This window comes from Methylobacterium sp. WL64, assembly GCF_008039945.1.
Lineage (GTDB): Bacteria > Pseudomonadota > Alphaproteobacteria > Rhizobiales > Beijerinckiaceae > Methylobacterium.
In genome coordinates, this window is sequence record NZ_VRVA01000003.1 from 89,083 (window position 1) to 105,448 (window position 16,366).

Genomic DNA, 16,366 nt, shown 5'->3' on the forward strand with positions numbered 1-16,366 from the left:
GTTCAAGGCGTGGCGGCGGCCGCCTCCAGGGCCGCGACGTCGAGCTTCACCATGGTCTGCATGGCGGCGAACACCCGGGCCGCCACCGCGGGATCGGAATCTGCGAGCAGCCGCGGCAGGGCCTCCGGGACGATCTGCCAGGGCACGCCCCAGCGGTCGCGCAGCCAGCCGCACTGGATCGCCGCCCCGCCCTCCGCGGTGAGGGCGTCCCACAGCCGGTCGACGTCCGCCTGATCCGCGCAGGACACCGCAATCGACGCGGCGGTGCCGTACTGCGCCGGGACGCCGCCGTTGAGCGCCTGGAAGCTCTGGCCGCCCAGGGTGAACGCCACCAGGATCGCGGCGCCCGGCGCGCCGCCGGGCCAGGGTCCGGGCGCCCGCAGGATCGGCCCGAGGCTGGAGCCGGGCACCAGCGACACGTAGAAGCGCGCGGCTGCCTCCGCGTCGTCCGCGAACCACAGGCAGGTGCTGACCGTCGCCATGACGAGACCTCCGTCCGGGGGGATTGGACCCGTCGCGCGGCCTACAAACCGGCCGCGAGTTCGGCGAGCTGATCGGCGCAGCGGCCCCAGCCCTCGTGGAAGCCCATGGCCTCATGGACACCCGCGCTCTGGAATTCCGAGCCGTCGGACACCCGCATGACGATCCGGGTGGCGCCCCCGGTGCGCAGGTCGGTCTCGGCCTCCGAGACCGTGAAGGGCGCGGGTGCGAACCAGCGCTTCAGGAGATCCGGCTCGGTCCAGGCCCGGTAGAGCGAAGCCGGGGATGCGGCGATGCTGCGCGTGAGGACGAGGTCGCGCCCGTTCGGATCGGTCATGGTCGTGCTCGCTGGCGGCCGTCTTGGGGCGGTCAGCCCTTGCGCTGGTTCATGGCCCAGATGATCCCGAACGGATCGCGCAACTGGCCGTAGCGGTCGCCCCAGAACATCTCGGCCGGCGGCATCAAGGCGGTCGCGCCCGCCGCGACGGCCTCGGCGTAGCGCGCGTCGATATCCCCGACCATCAGCATGAGGGAAAACGCCTGCGGCGCCTGCAGCGGGTGGCCATGCTCCGGGAAGGCGTCGCTCAGCATCAGCGACGACCCGTTGACGTGGAGGTGCACGTGCATGGTCCGGCCCTGGTCGTCCGCCGGCATCGCGGTGACGATTTCGGCCCCGAAGGCACGCCCGTAGAACTCGGCCGCTCTCAAGGCGCCGTCCACGGTCAGGTAGGCCACCAGCCCGCCCTTCACCGGGGCCGGGATGTCTGGATTCGCGCTGCTCATGGCGTGAGCCTCCGATCGCGGCCGCGCGCCCAGGATCCATGCGTTCGACACGGTCCGATTCGGCCGGTCGAATAGTGTCTCATCCCGTGTGTGATCCGTCGAGCGGCGCGCGAATGGGGATCGAATATTTGAAACGCGGGCCGCATGAGATTAACCGGCGGACCCAGGCGCGCACCCTCACCCCGGTGCGGAAGAGGATGGCCCGCAAAGCGGGTCGGGAAAGGGGAACCCGGCTTCCCAAAGGGACGAGACCCAGCCCTTGCAAGGTGTTTGCAGCAGCTGTCGGCATCGAACCGTCCCGCCTGTCCGGCGCCCCCTGGTCTTTGTAGAAGCCGCTTTGAAGGCAGCTTCGTCATCCCGGGGCCGCGAAGCGGAGCCCGTGATCCAGAACCATCGTCGGATCAAAGACTTGCGCCGTCGACGGCTCTGGATCCCGGGCTCGCCTGCGGCGCCCCGGGATGACAGGGTGGAGGCTGAAGCGTCTGTGGAAACTTCGGATCCGTGGATAACGTATGGTCCTCTGCGACCCGTCTCTATACTTCCGCGCCGCCTTCTCGGCTGTCACGCCGGGGCGTGATAGGCCAATGCCATCGTATCGAGCCTGTGCGGTTCGAAGCGCTTTATGCCATTGGCAAAACGCGTCAGGTACAGATCGATCCCAACACCGTGAGAGGGCTGGGACGAGACCGTCACGAGGGCCGGAGCGCACCTCCGCGCCGTCGCGTCTCGTCAGTCCAGATCGCCGGCGAAATTCACGCGATCGCCGCCAGCGGCCGGTCCGGATGCACGGCCTCCGCGCCGGGGCCCGGCGCGAACATCTCCATGTCGTCGGCGAACTGCTCGACGATCGTCCCCGAGTTCGCGAGGCACACCGGAAGATACGAGGCGAGCGACGGCGCCTGCGCGAACCCGTCCTCGAGCAGCCTGTCGTTGGCGAAGGTGAGGTCGAGGGCGCAGAAGGCGTAGTAGGCACGGGTGGCACGCAGCATCGCCCGCTTGGACGCATCGTTCAGGCCGAACACCTCTGCGAAGCGCTTGCGCAACCGGGCGTGGTCGCGCTCGAGATCGAAGCGCTGGAAGGCACGCACCCCGTCGCTCGGATCCGCCGCCTCGAAGGCGGCGATCACGTCGGCCCAGCGGGTCCGCCCGGCGGTGCCCGCGGAGAGGTGATAGAGGGTGTGGTTCAGCTCACGCTTCGCGAGGAGGCCGATCAGCATCTCGGCGACCCAGTCGGCCGGAACGATGTCGACGCAGCTCTCCGGGCTGCAGGGCAGCATGCGCAGGGCGTCGGCGGCGCGCAGGACCCAGAGGATGCTCGAACTCGGCGCGGCGCCGAGCGTCGCATGACCGACGACGATCGATGGGCGCGCCACCACGATCGGCAGGTCGGGGAATAGCGCGGCGAGCGATGTCTCGGTCGCCGCCTTCGATTCGGTGTAGCCGACGATGTGCTGGGCGTCGGCATCGGGATAAGCCGCCTCCTCCACCAGGCTGGGGGCGCCCGCACCGCAGATCATGGCGGTTCCGACATGCAGGAACCGCTGCAATCCCGGCATGGCCCGGGCCCGGCGGGCGAGCGCCAGGGTGCCGTCATGGTTGGTCCGGAACACGCGCTCGCCGCCCCACCACGAGGTGTCGGCGGCGAGGTGGAGCACGTGGGTGCACGCGTCGAGCCGCGGATCCATGTCGAGGTCCGCCCGGGTGAAGTCGCCGGGCACGATCTCGATCTTGCGCACCAGGCGCTGGGCCGTGAACGCGTCGGTGAACCGCTCCAGGCGCGCGGCGATGCGCTGGCGCCCCTGCTCCACGCTCGTGCACCGGACCAGGCAGACCCAGCTCGCGTCGTCGTCGCGGCTGAGGGCCTGGTGAAGCACGGCGCCGCCGATCAACCCGGTCCCGCCCGTCAGAAGTATGCGTGCCAACGGTGCTCTCCGCTCGATAGGGAGAGTGAGTAGCGCAAAACTTCGGAAACAATCCCGCGGCGGCAGCTTAAAACATAAACTTTCTTCGACCGTGCCCGATCAGCCACAGTCATCACAGGCCCGTGATCGTTTGGCGGAAGATACTCACGAACGCGTGATCTATGTGATCAAGAAGAAGACCGCTCGTTGGTCTTTGTCCAAGTTCAAGGAAACATGCGGAATGAGTAGATCGCCCCGACCGCAACCGTAAGTTCGTTCGCAGTGCCGACGCGGCGCACGATCGGGCTCGCCGCCGCCGCGGCGATCAGCCGGTCGTAGCGGACATAGCCGAGGCTCTGCCATGCGTCGGACCAATCGTAGCTCAGCGTCGCCGTCGCTCCGGCGGAACGCGGTCCGGCCGAAGCCCGGTACGGGGCCAGGACGGGATTCACGAGCGTCGTGGCGACCGGGACGTCGAAATCCAGATGCATGGCGGCGGCATCGCCGACCACGAAACGGGGGCCCAGGCTGAGGGTGAACCGTCCGAAATGGCCCACCCAGTCGGCCGCCAGCTTGGCGATGATCCCGTCATGGGCGCGGACGCCCTGCGTGACTTCGGCCCGCAGCCTGAACGTATCGGGGACCGGCCAGACCTCTCCGAACAGGCCGAGCCCGACCGTGGCCGGCAAGTGCGGCAGGCCGGCGAGGCGCTGGTCGTCGCGGCGGGACCGGCCTTCCCGGAAATCGAGGACGGCACCCAGCTGGACCGGGCCTTCGCCCACGAGCGTGGCATCGAGGCCGTCGTCCGGGGACCACCAGTCGCGGGGTTCGTCGGCCTTGCGGAACGACAGGTAGGGCAAACCCCAGAGCCCGGCCGCCCGGCTTCCCTGGAAGCGCGGGCCGGCGCCGGCGAAACCGCCGACCGAGACGACGGTGTTGTGATCGAACAGCGCGCTGAGGTCGTCGGCACGCGCCGTGGCCGGGCAAAGCGCCAGGGCCGCCCAGAGGTACGGGCCGGGCCGTACGGCACGCCGGGGCCATCGATTCGGGAGTGCACGGGCGTGCACGGGCAGGCGGGGCACCGTCACGGTCCTTCTGTCACGCTAGGCTTAAAGACCTCTCCCATGACACGCCCATGTTAACGGCGATGGGTCAATCGTCCACGCGCGCACCCAGGATCCGCCGGGGCTCGCCGCGCCGGCCGATGAGTTTTGGGAGGGCGTGCACCGAGCTGCCAGGCGAATCGCTGTCGATTGCCGTCGTCCGAGCCGCGATCGGCCGAGCGGCGCCCCGGAATGACGATGCGGGTGATCAGATATGGAGGATCGGCCCTCGAGAGGGGAACCGTGCAACCCGCGTATCCCGTTTGGAAGCGCCGCGCGTCCGTTCAAGCGCGTACCGACGCGGGCTGCGCCGCCCGCCCCGGGACACGCCCACCACGATCTCGACGCGGGCCGGGACCCGCGTCGGACGCCCGATCTCAGAACCCCTTCGCCCTGATCGCCTCGGCCCAGGTCACGGCCCGGCGGTTCACGCCGAGGTGCTGGCGCTCGTAGAGGCGGCCTTCGAGCTTGATCGCGCCGCGCTTGGCGTATTCCGGGCGCTCGAACGCCTCGATCACCAGCTTGGCCCGGCGCACCTCCTCGTCGGTGGGCGCGAACGAGGCGTTGGCCGGCTCCAGTTGGGTCGGGTGGATCAGGGTCTTGCCGTCGAAGCCGAGGTCGCGGGCTTGGCGGCACTCGTCGCGGCAGCCTTCCGTGTCCGCGATGTCGTTGTAGACGCCGTCCAGGATCGCCAGGCCCTCGGCCCGGGCGGCGGCGAGCGCCATCATCATCCAGGGCAGCATCGGCACCCGGCCCGGCACGATCTTGGCCCAGGTGTCCTTGGCGAGGTCGTTGGTGCCCAGGACCAGGCAGGTCAGGCGCATGCGCGGATCGCGCTTGGCCCGGGCGATCTCCTGGATGTTGAGGATCGAGGCCGGGGTCTCGATCATCGCCCAGACGGCGATGCCCTCCGGGGCGTCGAGGGATTCGAGCCGGTCGGCGATGCTCTCCAGAACCGCCGAGGACGACACCTTCGGCATCAGGATCGCGTCGGGCTTGGCCTCGATGGCGGCGTGGAGGTCGGCCTCGCCCCAGGGGGTCTGCGGGGCGTTGACCCGGATCACCAACTCCCGGCTGCCGTAAGCGCCGCTCTTGACCGCGGCGCAGACCTGCTCCCGGGCGAGCTCCTTCTCCTCGGGGCCGACCGCGTCCTCGAGGTCGAGGATGATGCTGTCCACCGGCAGGGTCTTGGCCTTGTCGAGCGCCCGCTGGTTCGAGCCGGGCATGTAGAGCACGCTCCGGCGCAGGCGCAGGTCCGTCGTCGTGGCCATGGGCATCTCCCTCCTGCGGCCGCTCCCCGGCCGGCCTTCGTTGCACTGCACCCTAGAGCAGAACGTTCGATACGCCACGCCCGATGTCCTGCCATCGGTGAGTCCGCGCGCGGTTTGATACGGTCCGGGGCGGTGCTGGATCCAGCCGTGCTTTGGTCATGTTCTCACGGCTAAAGGCGGCCCGGGTTCAATCCTTGGATCCCGGGATCCAGTCTCATGCGCGCTCTCTCGACTGTCTTCGTCCTCGCCGGCCTGGTCCTGGCCGGGGCGCCCGATCCGGCCCGGGCTCAGAGCCGGACCACCCTGGGGGTCGGCTCCGGCGCGGTGGCCGGCGCCCTGGTGGGCGGCCCGATCGGGGCGGTCGCCGGCGCCGTGGTCGGCGGGTTCGTCGGCCATTCCAGCGAGCGCGGACGCCGCCACCTCCGTAGGGGCCGGCGGTACGGCAGCATCCGCCGGGCGCCCCAACGCCGCGCCGAGGCAGAGATCCCGCGCACAACCGGGACGGTCGCCCGGGCTGCGCCGCCGGCCGCCACGGCCTGGAAGGATCCGCGCTGAGCCGGGCCGCGCGCCCGGACCGCAATTCTTCGAAGAACGACCTCGGTTTCGGCGGCCGCGGCTTACGCTTCGCAGACTACGCGGAGGCTGGCGTCGGATTCCCATCTGCAGAATTCGTCGATCCGCGAAACGTGGCGCGGGACAGGCGGGGAAACGCCACCGCCTGGAACAGGCCGCGGGCACCCAGGAACGCCACGAAGGCCAGCCACAGCCCGGCATTGCCGAGGCCAAACACCTGCACCAGCACCAGGGCCGCGCAGTAGATCGCGAGCGCGCCCGCCATCAGGTTGCGCATCGCCCGCGTCCAGGTCGCGCCGATATAGATCCCGTCATAGGCGAATGGCGCCGCCGCCGCGAACGGCGCCAGCGCGGCGTACGGCAGGTACGCCCGGGCGGTCTCGCGTACCGGCGCGCTCGTGGTGACGAAGTCGATGAAGCCCGGCCCCCCACCGAGCGCCAGCAGGCTGACCCCGATCCCGAAGCCCAGGCACCAGCGCAGGCTCAAGGCGGAGGCCCGCCGGAACCCGTCCGCATTCCCCGCGCCAACCGCTTGTCCGCACAGGGTTTCCGCCGCCGTGGCGAAGCCGTCGAGGAAGAAGCCGCCGATCAGGAACAGATTCCACAGGACGGAATTGGCCGCCAGGACCACGTCGCCCTGGCGTGCGCCGAGCGCCGAGAACAGCACGATGCCGGTGATCAGCGCCAGGGTGCGCAGGATCACGTCGAGATTGACGCTGAGCGTCCGGCGCAGGGCGGCGGCGTCCCGCAGATCACGCAGCGGCACCCGGAACGGTCGCGATCCGAGCCGCGCCAGTACGATCAGGCCGAGCCCCAGCCCGGCCGCCTCCGCGCAGAGCGACGCCAGCGCTGCGCCGGTGAGCCCCAGGCCGAGGCCGAGCACGAAGGCAAGCGTCAGCCCGACATTGATCAGGTTGATCGCCACCTGCAGCAGCAGACCGAGATCGGTCCGCCCGCGCCCCACCACCGAGCCGAGCACGCCGTAGCTCGCCAGGACGAAGGGCGCGGACAGGATGCGGATATGGAAGTAGGTCGCGAGCCCCAACGTCACCGCCTCGCTGGCGCCGCTGACCGCGAAGGCGGCTTGCGCGATCGGCCATTGCAGCACGACCAAACTCAGGCCGATCGCGGCGCCGGCCATCAGCGCCCGGGCCAGGATACGGTCGACCTCGATGCCCTCCCGGGCCCCGACCGCCTGGGCGGTCAGTCCCGCGGTTGCCATGCGTAGGGACCCGAACGACCAGAAGATGGCATCGAAGATGACGGCGCCCAGCGCAACCGCGCCGAGCAGGGCCGCATCGCCGAGCCGGCCGATCACCGCCGCGCCGACGAAGCCGAGCATCGGCGTCGTGACATTGGCGAGCGTCATCGGCAGGGCCAGTGCCAATACGCGGCGATGCGTCGGCAGGACCGGGGCGGTGGGCGGATGCGTCATGCCGCGACCTTAGCCGAGCCGGACCATGCGCGGTCCGGTCAGCGCGACGTCGCGAAGAGTCGCGAGAGCAGCCAGAGCGGGATGACGACCACGGCGCCCGCGACGATCCAGCCGCCGAAATCGTGCAGCGAGGCGAGGCCGATCTCCAGGAGCGCCCGGGCCGAGTCGTAGACGTGCCAGAATAGCCGGCCAGGCGTCAGGCCGAGCATCGACATGAAGGCGCCGACCAGGACCGACAGGAACAGCAGGCGCAGGAAGACTCCGGCCGGCGAGCCACCCAGGAATCGGTGCAGCGCCGAGGGCCGCCGCTGGTAGGTCTCAGCCCCGTATGCGGTGTTCGGCGGCGGAGCGCCTTGCCGGCGCCGGTCGTGATCGACGAGCATCGCGTCCTCATGAAGCCAGAAAGGGTCGGGATCGGCGAGGAAACGGGCGGAACCGTGGCCGGCACACAACACCGCGTCGAAACCGGATCCCGGATCGGGCGTTAGCGGGTTTCACCCACGGACCCGAGATGGCAAGCGAGAGCCGTCCCGCCAAGATGCCGGGAATGGCCGCGGGACAGCGCCGACGGGACGAGACCCAACATGATCGACCACGCCTTGTTCGACCCGGCGACGATCGATCCCGAGACGCTTCGGCTCAATGCCGAGATCGTCGCGGCGCACGCCGCCCTGCCCGATCCCTGGTCGTTTCCGATCGAGGAGGTTCGTGCCCGCCGTCGCGCCGGGACCAAGGCGGCCCCGGCGATGCCGCACAGCGTCCGGGCGGAATGGATGACGATCGAGGGGCCCAGCGGGCCGCTCAAGCTCCGCGTGATCCGCCCGAAGGCCGACACGAAGGTGCGCGGCGCCTATCTCCACATCCACCGGGGCGGCTGGGTCTGGGGCGCAGCCGACGAACAGGATCCCTGGCTCGAGCGCATCGCCGACGCCTGCGGCTTCGTTGTGCTGTCGGTGGAGTACCGCCTCGCCCCCGAGCATCCTTATCCGGCCGCGCTGCTCGATTGCGAAGCCGCCGCCCTTTGGCTGGCGGGACCCGGACGGGCGGAATTCGGCATCCATGCGCTGACGATCGGCGGCGAATCGGTCGGCGCGCATCTCGCCGTGATGGTGCTGCTGCGCTTGCGGGACCGGCACAACCAGCCGCGCGCGTTCCGGGGCGCCAACCTCAACGCGGGATTTTACGATCTCGGCCTGACCCCGTCGGTGCGCAATTGGGGTGACGAGCGCCTCGTCGTGAACACCCTTGATCTCACCAAGTTCGCCGACGGCTACGTCCGCGAGGGGATCGACCGGCGACGTCCGGACGTGTCGCCGATCTATGCCGACCTGAAAGGTCTACCGCCGGCCCTGTTCACCATCGGGACCGCCGATCCGCTCCTCGACGACACGCTGTACATGTCTGCGCGCTGGGCCGCCGCCGGCAATGGCGGCCACACCGCCATCTATCCCGGCGGTTGCCATGTCTTCGCCCGGTACCCGGGCCCGATGAGCGAGCGTGCCCTGGAACTGATCGACCGCTTCCTGATGGCCCTGGCCTGAGCGATCGATCCGAGATCCTGCCGGAGGCCTTCCGGGCGTGGTTCGCGGCGCGTGGCTGGACGCCGCGTCCGCACCAGCTCGACCTGCTTCGGATCGCCGGTGCGGGCCGGTCGGCGCTCCTGGTGGCGCCGACCGGGGCCGGTAAGACGCTGGCGGGATTCCTGCCGAGCCTGGTTGCCCTCTCGGAACGGGGGGCCACCAAAGCCGAGGCCAAGGCTTCAAGAGGCCTGCATACCCTCTACGTCTCGCCGCTCAAGGCCCTGGCGGTCGACATCGCCCGCAACCTGGACGCGCCGATCGCCCAGATGAGCCTCCCGGTGCGCGTCGAGACCCGCACCGGCGATACCCCGGCGCACAAGCGGACTCGCCAGATCAGCCGCCCGCCCGACATCCTGCTGACGACGCCTGAGCAACTGGCGCTTCTGATCGCCCATCGCGACGCCGCCGAATTCTTCGCGGGATTGCGCTGCGTCATCCTCGACGAGCTGCACGCCCTCGTGACCTCGAAACGCGGGGATCTGCTTTCCCTGGCGCTCGCCCGGCTGCACCGCCTCGCCCCGGATCTGGCGGCGATCGGATTGTCCGCCACCGTGCGCGAGCCGGATGAGCTGCGGAAGTATCTGGTGCCGCAGGTGCAGAAGCCTCCTCTTCCCTGTGCGGGGAAAGGTACCCTGCGCAGCAATCGGAAAAAGCAGCCGAGCGACAGCTCAGAAGAGGAAGCCGGTCGGGACGTCTCCGGCGGCGCTTCGCTTTCCCGAACCCGTCTTACGGCCGGTCTACCCGCCTCCTTAGGGGAGGAAGGCAGCGCAGAACCCTGCATGGCTGACCTCGTGACCGTCCAAGGCGGCGCCAAGGCCGACTTGCGCCTGCTCGATCTCGGACGGTCGCTGCCGATTTCGGGGCACACCGCCTGGCACTCGATGCCGGCGATCTACGCATTGATCAAAGAGCACCGGACGACCCTGGTCTTCGTCAACACCCGGCTCCAGGCCGAGTACACGTTCCAGGAACTGTGGCGTCTCAACGAGGACGCGCTACCGATCGCGATCCATCACGGCTCCCTCGACGCGCAGCAGCGGCGACGGGTCGAGGCCGCCATGGCGGAGGGACGTTTGCGGGCGATCGTCTGCACCGCGACCCTCGACCTCGGGATCGATTGGGGCGACGTCGATCTCGTGGTCAACGTGGGGGCTCCCAAGGGCGCGAGCCGGATCATGCAGCGGATCGGACGGGCCAACCACCGGATGGACGAGCCGTCGAAGGCCTATCTCGTACCCGGCAACCGCTTCGAGATGCTGGAGTGCCAGGCGGCCCTCGATGCCGTCGAGGCGGCCGCGCAGGACACCCCGGACGCGCGGCTCGGCGCCCTCGACGTGCTCGCCCAGCACGTGCTCGGTATGGCCTGCGCCGACGCCTTCGATCCGGTCGGCCTCTACGACGAAATCGTCTCCGCAGCACCCTATGCCGGCCTGACTTGGGAATCGTTCGAGCAGGTCGTCGATTACGTCGCGACCGGCGGCTACGCCCTGCGTGCCTACGAGCGTTTCGCCAAGATCCTGCGTGGGCCCGACGGCTTGTGGCGCGTGCGCGATGCCCGGACGGCGCAAGCCTACCGCATGAATGTCGGCACGATCGTCGAGGCGGCGCGGGTCCGGGTGAGGCTCGGACGGACCTTGCGCGGCAAGCCCGGCACAGTCCTGCCGAAGGGCGGCCGGGTGCTCGGCGAGATCGAGGACGAGTTCGCCGATACGTTGACGATCGGCGACACGTTCCTGTTTGCGGGCGAGACTCTGCGCTTCGAGGGCCTGGCCGAGGACGAGGCCCTGGTGACCCGCGCGCCACTGGGGACCGATCCTGCGATTCCCTCTTATGCCGGTGCGAAATTCCCGCTCTCGACCTTCCTGGCCGAGCGGGTCCGGGCGATCATCGCCGACCCGTTCGCCTGGGATCGCTTGCCGAAGCAGATCGGCGAGTACCTGCTGCAGCAGCGCCGCCGCTCCGTGCTGCCGGGCGAACGCGACTTGCTGGTAGAGACCTTCCCTCGGGGCAAGCGGCACTACCTCACGGCCTTCCCGTTCGAGGGACGGCTGGCGCATCAGACGCTCGGCATGCTGCTGACACGGCGGATGGAGCGTGATGGCCTGCGCCCGCTCGGGTTCGCAGCCAACGATTACGGCATCGCGATCTGGACGACCCGCGATGTTTCGGAGCGGGCCGCGCTGGACCCCGACTTCATCGGCGACCTGTTCGCGGTCGACATGCTGGGCGACGACCTCGAGGCGTGGCTCGATGAATCGGCGATGATGAAGCGCACGTTCCGGCAATGCGCGGTGATCGCCGGCCTGATCGAGCGCCATCATCCCGGCTTGAAGAAGTCCGGTCGCCAGGTCACGATCTCCACGGACCTGATCTACGACGTGCTGCGCAAGCACCAGCCCGACCATCTCCTGCTGCGCGCCGCGCGACAGGATGCGGCAACCGGACTCCTCGACGTGAGGCGACTCGGCATGATGCTAGAGCGCATTCAGGGGCGAATCATCCACAAGGCTCTCGATCGAGTCTCGCCGCTCTCCGTATCCGTGATGCTCGAGATCGGGCGCGAACGGGTCTACGGTGAGGGGGCCGACGAGATCCTGGCCGAGGCCGAGGCGGAGCTTCTTCAGGAAGCCCTGTCCTGACCGTCGATCCGCCCTCCCCCATCGCGACCGAGGATGCGATCTTGGCGGCCGGCCTGAGACTCGAGAAGACTCACAAGCACCCGACCCTGCTGCTGGCGGGCGAGACCCTGGTGCTCGATCTGTGTGGCGGTGTGTGGCTGCCCGAGCACCGCACGCTGATCGTCTCCGATCTCCATCTGGAGAAGGGGTCGTCCTACGCCGCCCGCACCGGCCAGTTCCTGCCGCCTTACGACACCCGCGAGACCCTCGCCTGCCTCCACGAGGCGGTGGTGCGCCACGATCCGGCGCGCGTGGTCGCGCTCGGGGATTCCTTCCACGATGTCCGCGGCCCGGAGCGGATGGAGCCCGGCGACCGGGCCATGGTGTCGGCTTTGCAGGAGGGCCGGGACTGGGTCTGGATCGCGGGCAATCACGACGCGGCGGTCAGCGAGGGCGTCGGCGGCCGCTACGCCGACGCGCTAACCCTGGGCGGCCTGATCCTGCGTCACGAGCCGAGCGGCGAACCGGTCCCCGGTGAGATCGCCGGCCATCTCCATCCCTGCGGAAAGGTCGCCATGCGCGGCCGGGCGGTCCGCCGCCGCTGCTTCGTCACCGACGGCACCCGCCTGGTGATGCCCGCCTTCGGTGCCTACGCGGGCGGGCTGAACGTCCGCGACCGGGCCATCGACGGCCTATTCCCCAATGGGTTCACGGCCCATCTGCTCGGGGATGGACGGGTCTTCACCATCGGCCGAGCGCAGCTGGCGCGGGATTGACGGGAGCGCGCGTGACAGTTCGAAATATCGCCTCGCCGCGGGTGGGGCCGTGTGAACGAGCGCCGTGAGACGTCAGCGATAGAAGGTGTAGGTCGCGCTGTAGGGCACCCGCGCCGTCTGGCCCGGCATGCAGACGCCCTGCGGTTTCTCACCGCCGACCGTGTCGCTGCGCAGGACATACTGCGTTCCGGCGAGCAACCCGGTTCCGGACGTCCGGCCCGAGAGTAGCAGCCACGCGACCGCCTGGGGTCGCGGTGCGGGCACCTGAGCGATGACGGTACCGAGCACCCGGGATCCGTCCTGCGCCTCCCAGACCGGTCCCTCGAAGTGACGCCCGACCGTGCTTCCATCCGGCTGGACGAGTTCGGCCTCGGGCTTGGCGGGGCCCCAGGCCGGGCCCTTCTCGGCAGCGATGCAGGCATAGACCTGCACGCCCCGGGCGGCGAGCCGCGCGATCGCCACGCTGCCGGGCGGCGGTTCCAGGCCCGCCGGTTCGGCCAATGCGAAAGCCGGAGCGCAGGACGCCACGGCGATGAGGGTTGTCCGCCAAGACCTTGTGAGGCAGCGGAGCGTGATGACGGCGTGGGGAATCGGTTCAGCTCCATCCGGACAGTCCGAACCGCCGATACGTTGCAAACCGCGTGCGCGTTTCACGCCGCGGCTCGCGCGTGTTCCAGGTCAGGCGGATTTCATGAACCGCGTGACACTCTCCGAGAGATCCGCTGAGTGTCCGGCGAGGCTCTCGGCGACTCCCAGGACAGCTTCCGCCAGTTGACCGGTGGCATTGGCGGCTTGCGAAACGCCGCCGATATTGCCGGACATCTCGTGTGTCGAGACCGCCTGCTCCTCGACGGCGCTCGCCATCGCCAGGGTCAGCGTCGAGAGCTCGGCGACGGCGGCGGTGATCATCTCGATCGCTCCGACCGCCTCGCCGGTTGCGCTCTGGATCGCTGCAACCTGCTGGGTGATCTCGCCGGTGGCCTTCGCGGTCTGCTCGGCCAGAGCCTTGACCTCGCTCGCCACCACCGCGAAGCCCCGGCCGGCGGCGCCCGCCCGCGCGGCCTCGATCGTGGCATTCAGCGCCAGGAGGTTGGTCTGCCCGGCGATCGACTTGATCATGCCGACCACCGCGTCGACCTCCCGGGCGTTCTCGGCGAGCTGCCGCATCGTCGCGTCCGTGGTCTCGGCCTGCACCGCGATCTGGCGGGCGCGCTCGGAGACCCGTCCGACCTGACCCGAGATCTCCTGGATCGCGCCGTTCATCTGCTCGGAGTTCGCCGCCACGGACGAGGCCTTCTGCCGAGCGGAATCGGCCGACTGCGTCAGCCCCTCGGCCGAATGCTGCATCTCGCGGATCGCCGAACCCACGGCATCGACGACACGGCTGACGTCGGTGGACATATTCACCTGCGCGGATACGACGGCCCAGGTCAGCATCGGTCCGATGTAATTGCCCTTCCGGTCGTTGACGGCGGTGACCTGCAGATCGAGGGTCTCCGGCCCGACCTTGATCTTGGTCCGGTGCGGCAGCCGGCTCGCATCCGCCAGCATGTTACGCTGGTGACGCGGGTTCTTGTGGAACACGTCGAAGGAGTGGTCGAGCATCTCGTCGACCTTGATCGGCAGCCATTGCTCCAGCGGCCCGAGGGTCCGGCGCGAGGTCGCGTTCAGGTAGTTGATCTTGAACTCGTTGCGGGGATCGGCGGTCATCACCGCGACCGGCATGTTGTCGATCATCGACATCAGCCGATCGATATCGTTCTTCTTGGCCGAGATGTCGGCCGCGAACTTGACCACCTTCACCGGCTTGCCGCGCGCGTCGAGGACGGGGTTGTAGGTCGCCTCCAGCCAGACCTCCGTGCCGTTCTTGTCGATCCGCAGGAATTCGCCGGTGACGTACTGACCGTCCTTCAGCTTCGACCAGAACTCCGTGTACTCTGGCGACTTGGCAGCCATCGGTTCGACAAAGATGCGATGATGTTTGCCTTGTACATCCGCAAGGGTGTACTTCATCAGGTGCAAAAAGTTGTGGTTGGCACTCAGGACTTGCCCGTCCATCGAGAATTCGATGATCGCCAACGACCGGTCCAGGGCGTCAAGCTTGGCCTGCGCCTCGTTATAGACGGTTCTCTTGAACATATCGGTGCCCACGCTGCTCCTGCGAGCATATGGCCGAGATTGGGTTAAATTTTATATAATTCGACAGTCTTTGAAACCGAAGCCTGCATTGAGAGCGCGTCAAATGAAATATTCAATCAAAGTAAGTTGTAATAGTTGATTGGCAGAGGCTTAGATTTGTATTAAAGACAGCTTTTGCCTTTTAAGCTGACGAATATCAGAACCACCCGCGGCTTCGGAAATATACAATTGGAGCAAGAGCGCTGATCAAAATAAGCGCGAGGGCGTAGGGATATCCGTAGGTCCAGTCCAGCTCCGGCATGTGCTTGAAGTTCATGCCGTACATCGAGGCGATCAGCGTCGGCGGCACACCAACCACAGACACCACCGTCAGTACCCGGAAGACGTTGTTCTGCTCGATGTTGATGAGCCCCAATGTGGCGTCGAGGAGGAACTGAACGTTCTCGGCAAGCCGCGTCTCGAACTCGTCCAGGGAGTCGATGTCGCGCCGGATCGTCTCGAAGCGACCGTCGCCGGGCAGGCCGAGCCCTTCGCAAGCGGCCGACACGAACGGCACGATCCGCTCCAGGCCGAGCAGGCTCGCGCGGATCTTCCCGAGAACCTTCCCACGGTTGCTGATGCCGCGCAGGATCCGCCGCAGCGCCAGGTCGCGGCGGCGGGGCGGCGGGCTTTCGAGCCGACGGCGGTCGGCGCCGCGGACATCGAAGTCGAAGATCCGCGTGGACAGCGTGTCGAGTTCGGAGGCCATGTCCTCCAGGGCGTCCGCGAGGCTGTCGACCAACTCCTCCAGGATCACGAGGAAGATCTCGCTCGGCGTCACGCTGCCGTCGCCGTCGGCGATGCGCTTCTCCGACGAGTCGATCGCGCGCATGTCGTGGAACCGGATCGTGACGAGGTGATCTTTCGACAGGAGGAACCCCAGCGGTTTCAACTGGGAATCACTGCGCTCGAAGGTGATCATCGGCGTCGAGAGCGACAGCCCGCCCTTCACGCGCCGCAGCCGGCTGGAGGATTCCACCTCCGACAGTGCGGCCCGGGACGGTACGCGCAGGCCGGTGGCCGCTTCCACGGCGGCGGCCTCCTCGGAACTCGGGTCGTTCAGATCGAGCCAGACGGCATTGCCGGGAATTGGGCCGCCGCGTTCAGGCGTCACCGCGCCTTCGGGTCCGTGGAGGCTCAGCATGAGGGCGCGTTATCCTAGGGGAAATCAGGGCCGATGCCGGGTCATCGCGCCGTCGCGCGCGGGTGCGACAGTCTTGACTTCAAGCCGCACGAGAGCTAACTCGCCGCCGTCATTGGCACTCGCCAAGACAGAGTGCTAACAGTCGGGCTTGGGAGCGGCCGCGCACGCCGCATCAACGCCAACTGCAGACCTGAAGCAAGAGGGCAGCTCATGAAGTTCCGTCCGCTGCACGACCGCGTGGTCGTCCGTCGCATCGAGGGCGAGGAGAAGACCAAGGGCGGCATCATCATTCCGGACACCGCCAAGGAGAAGCCGCAGGAAGGCGAGATCGTCGCCGTCGGTCCCGGCGCTCGCGACGAGCAGGGCCGCGTCAACGCGCTCGACGTGAAGGCGGGGGACCGCGTCCTGTTCGGCAAGTGGTCCGGCACCGAGGTCAAGATCGACGGTCAGGACCTCCTGATCATGAAAGAATCCGACATCATGGGCGTCGTCGCCGCCTGATCGGATCGCCCGTTCCAACCCTT

The 16,366-nt window shown here is 68.4% G+C and carries 16 protein-coding genes; 5 read left to right on the plus strand and 11 right to left on the minus strand.

Annotated elements, in window-relative coordinates; all coding sequences use genetic code 11:
* Positions 1-2: 2 nt before the first annotated feature.
* From FV242_RS02620 to FV242_RS02645, 6 genes are all read right to left on the minus strand, one after another.
* Positions 3-482, minus strand: a complete 480-nt coding sequence (locus tag FV242_RS02620) for a VOC family protein (RefSeq protein WP_147937850.1) — start codon at positions 480-482, stop codon at positions 3-5.
* Positions 483-523: 41 nt separating this feature from the next.
* The gene (locus FV242_RS02625; RefSeq protein ID WP_147937851.1) at positions 524-817 is read right to left on the minus strand and encodes an SRPBCC domain-containing protein; all 294 of its coding nucleotides are present in this window, start codon (positions 815-817) and stop codon (positions 524-526) included.
* A 32-nt stretch (positions 818-849) separates the two neighbouring features.
* Complete coding sequence (locus FV242_RS02630; protein ID WP_147937852.1) at positions 850-1,263, minus strand: glyoxalase/bleomycin resistance/extradiol dioxygenase family protein; 414 nt, start codon at positions 1,261-1,263, stop codon at positions 850-852.
* 752 nt (positions 1,264-2,015) lie between these two features.
* Positions 2,016-3,185, minus strand: a complete 1,170-nt coding sequence (locus FV242_RS02635; protein ID WP_246692577.1) for an SDR family oxidoreductase — start codon at positions 3,183-3,185, stop codon at positions 2,016-2,018.
* A gap of 203 nt (positions 3,186-3,388) precedes the next feature.
* Positions 3,389-4,246: a MipA/OmpV family protein gene (locus FV242_RS02640; RefSeq protein ID WP_187193667.1), complete on the minus strand. Its 858-nt coding sequence runs from the start codon at positions 4,244-4,246 to the stop codon at positions 3,389-3,391.
* A 398-nt stretch (positions 4,247-4,644) separates the two neighbouring features.
* Positions 4,645-5,538: a CoA ester lyase gene (locus tag FV242_RS02645; RefSeq protein ID WP_147906629.1), complete on the minus strand. Its 894-nt coding sequence runs from the start codon at positions 5,536-5,538 to the stop codon at positions 4,645-4,647.
* A gap of 216 nt (positions 5,539-5,754) precedes the next feature.
* Here FV242_RS02645 and FV242_RS02650 point away from each other — a divergent pair, with 216 nt between their 5' ends.
* Positions 5,755-6,093, plus strand: a complete 339-nt coding sequence (locus tag FV242_RS02650; RefSeq protein ID WP_147906628.1) for a YMGG-like glycine zipper-containing protein — start codon at positions 5,755-5,757, stop codon at positions 6,091-6,093.
* A 76-nt stretch (positions 6,094-6,169) separates the two neighbouring features.
* Here the strand turns inward: FV242_RS02650 and FV242_RS02655 are convergent, their stop codons facing one another.
* A complete protein-coding gene (locus FV242_RS02655) occupies positions 6,170-7,546 on the minus strand; it encodes an MATE family efflux transporter (protein WP_147937853.1) in 1,377 nt (458 codons plus the stop codon).
* Positions 7,547-7,584: 38 nt separating this feature from the next.
* Positions 7,585-7,929 carry a DUF6460 domain-containing protein gene (locus tag FV242_RS02660; protein ID WP_147937854.1) on the minus strand — a complete coding sequence of 115 codons (345 nt, stop codon included), beginning with the start codon at positions 7,927-7,929 and terminating at the stop codon, positions 7,585-7,587.
* 201 nt (positions 7,930-8,130) lie between these two features.
* On the opposite strand from FV242_RS02660, the gene FV242_RS02665 reads away from it, so the two are divergent.
* From FV242_RS02665 to pdeM, 3 genes are read left to right on the plus strand one after another with little or no spacing between them, the layout of a single operon-like run.
* Positions 8,131-9,087, plus strand: coding sequence for an alpha/beta hydrolase (locus FV242_RS02665; protein ID WP_147906625.1), 957 nt, complete (start codon positions 8,131-8,133; stop codon positions 9,085-9,087).
* Positions 9,084-11,765, plus strand: a complete 2,682-nt coding sequence (locus FV242_RS02670) for a ligase-associated DNA damage response DEXH box helicase (RefSeq protein WP_246692579.1) — start codon at positions 9,084-9,086, stop codon at positions 11,763-11,765. Before FV242_RS02665 ends, FV242_RS02670 begins: the two co-directional genes overlap by 4 nt.
* Positions 11,766-11,806: 41 nt before the next feature.
* Positions 11,807-12,520, plus strand: a complete 714-nt coding sequence (gene pdeM, locus FV242_RS02675; RefSeq protein WP_147937855.1) for a ligase-associated DNA damage response endonuclease PdeM — start codon at positions 11,807-11,809, stop codon at positions 12,518-12,520.
* A gap of 72 nt (positions 12,521-12,592) precedes the next feature.
* Here the strand turns inward: pdeM and FV242_RS02680 are convergent, their stop codons facing one another.
* The 3 genes from FV242_RS02680 to FV242_RS02690 all read right to left on the minus strand — a co-directional run bounded on the left by FV242_RS02680 (position 12,593) and on the right by FV242_RS02690 (position 15,842).
* A complete protein-coding gene (locus FV242_RS02680) occupies positions 12,593-13,021 on the minus strand; it encodes a DUF3455 domain-containing protein (RefSeq protein WP_187278313.1) in 429 nt (142 codons plus the stop codon).
* Between the two features lie 177 nt (positions 13,022-13,198).
* Positions 13,199-14,659 carry a PAS domain-containing methyl-accepting chemotaxis protein gene (locus FV242_RS02685; protein ID WP_147937914.1) on the minus strand — a complete coding sequence of 487 codons (1,461 nt, stop codon included), beginning with the start codon at positions 14,657-14,659 and terminating at the stop codon, positions 13,199-13,201.
* A gap of 196 nt (positions 14,660-14,855) precedes the next feature.
* On the minus strand, positions 14,856-15,842 hold the full coding sequence (locus tag FV242_RS02690) for a CorA family divalent cation transporter (RefSeq protein ID WP_147937857.1): 987 nt from the start codon (positions 15,840-15,842) through the stop codon (positions 14,856-14,858).
* A gap of 210 nt (positions 15,843-16,052) precedes the next feature.
* On the opposite strand from FV242_RS02690, the gene groES reads away from it, so the two are divergent.
* The gene (gene groES / locus FV242_RS02695) at positions 16,053-16,343 is read left to right on the plus strand and encodes a co-chaperone GroES (protein ID WP_147906621.1); all 291 of its coding nucleotides are present in this window, start codon (positions 16,053-16,055) and stop codon (positions 16,341-16,343) included.
* Positions 16,344-16,366: the final 23 nt, after the last annotated feature.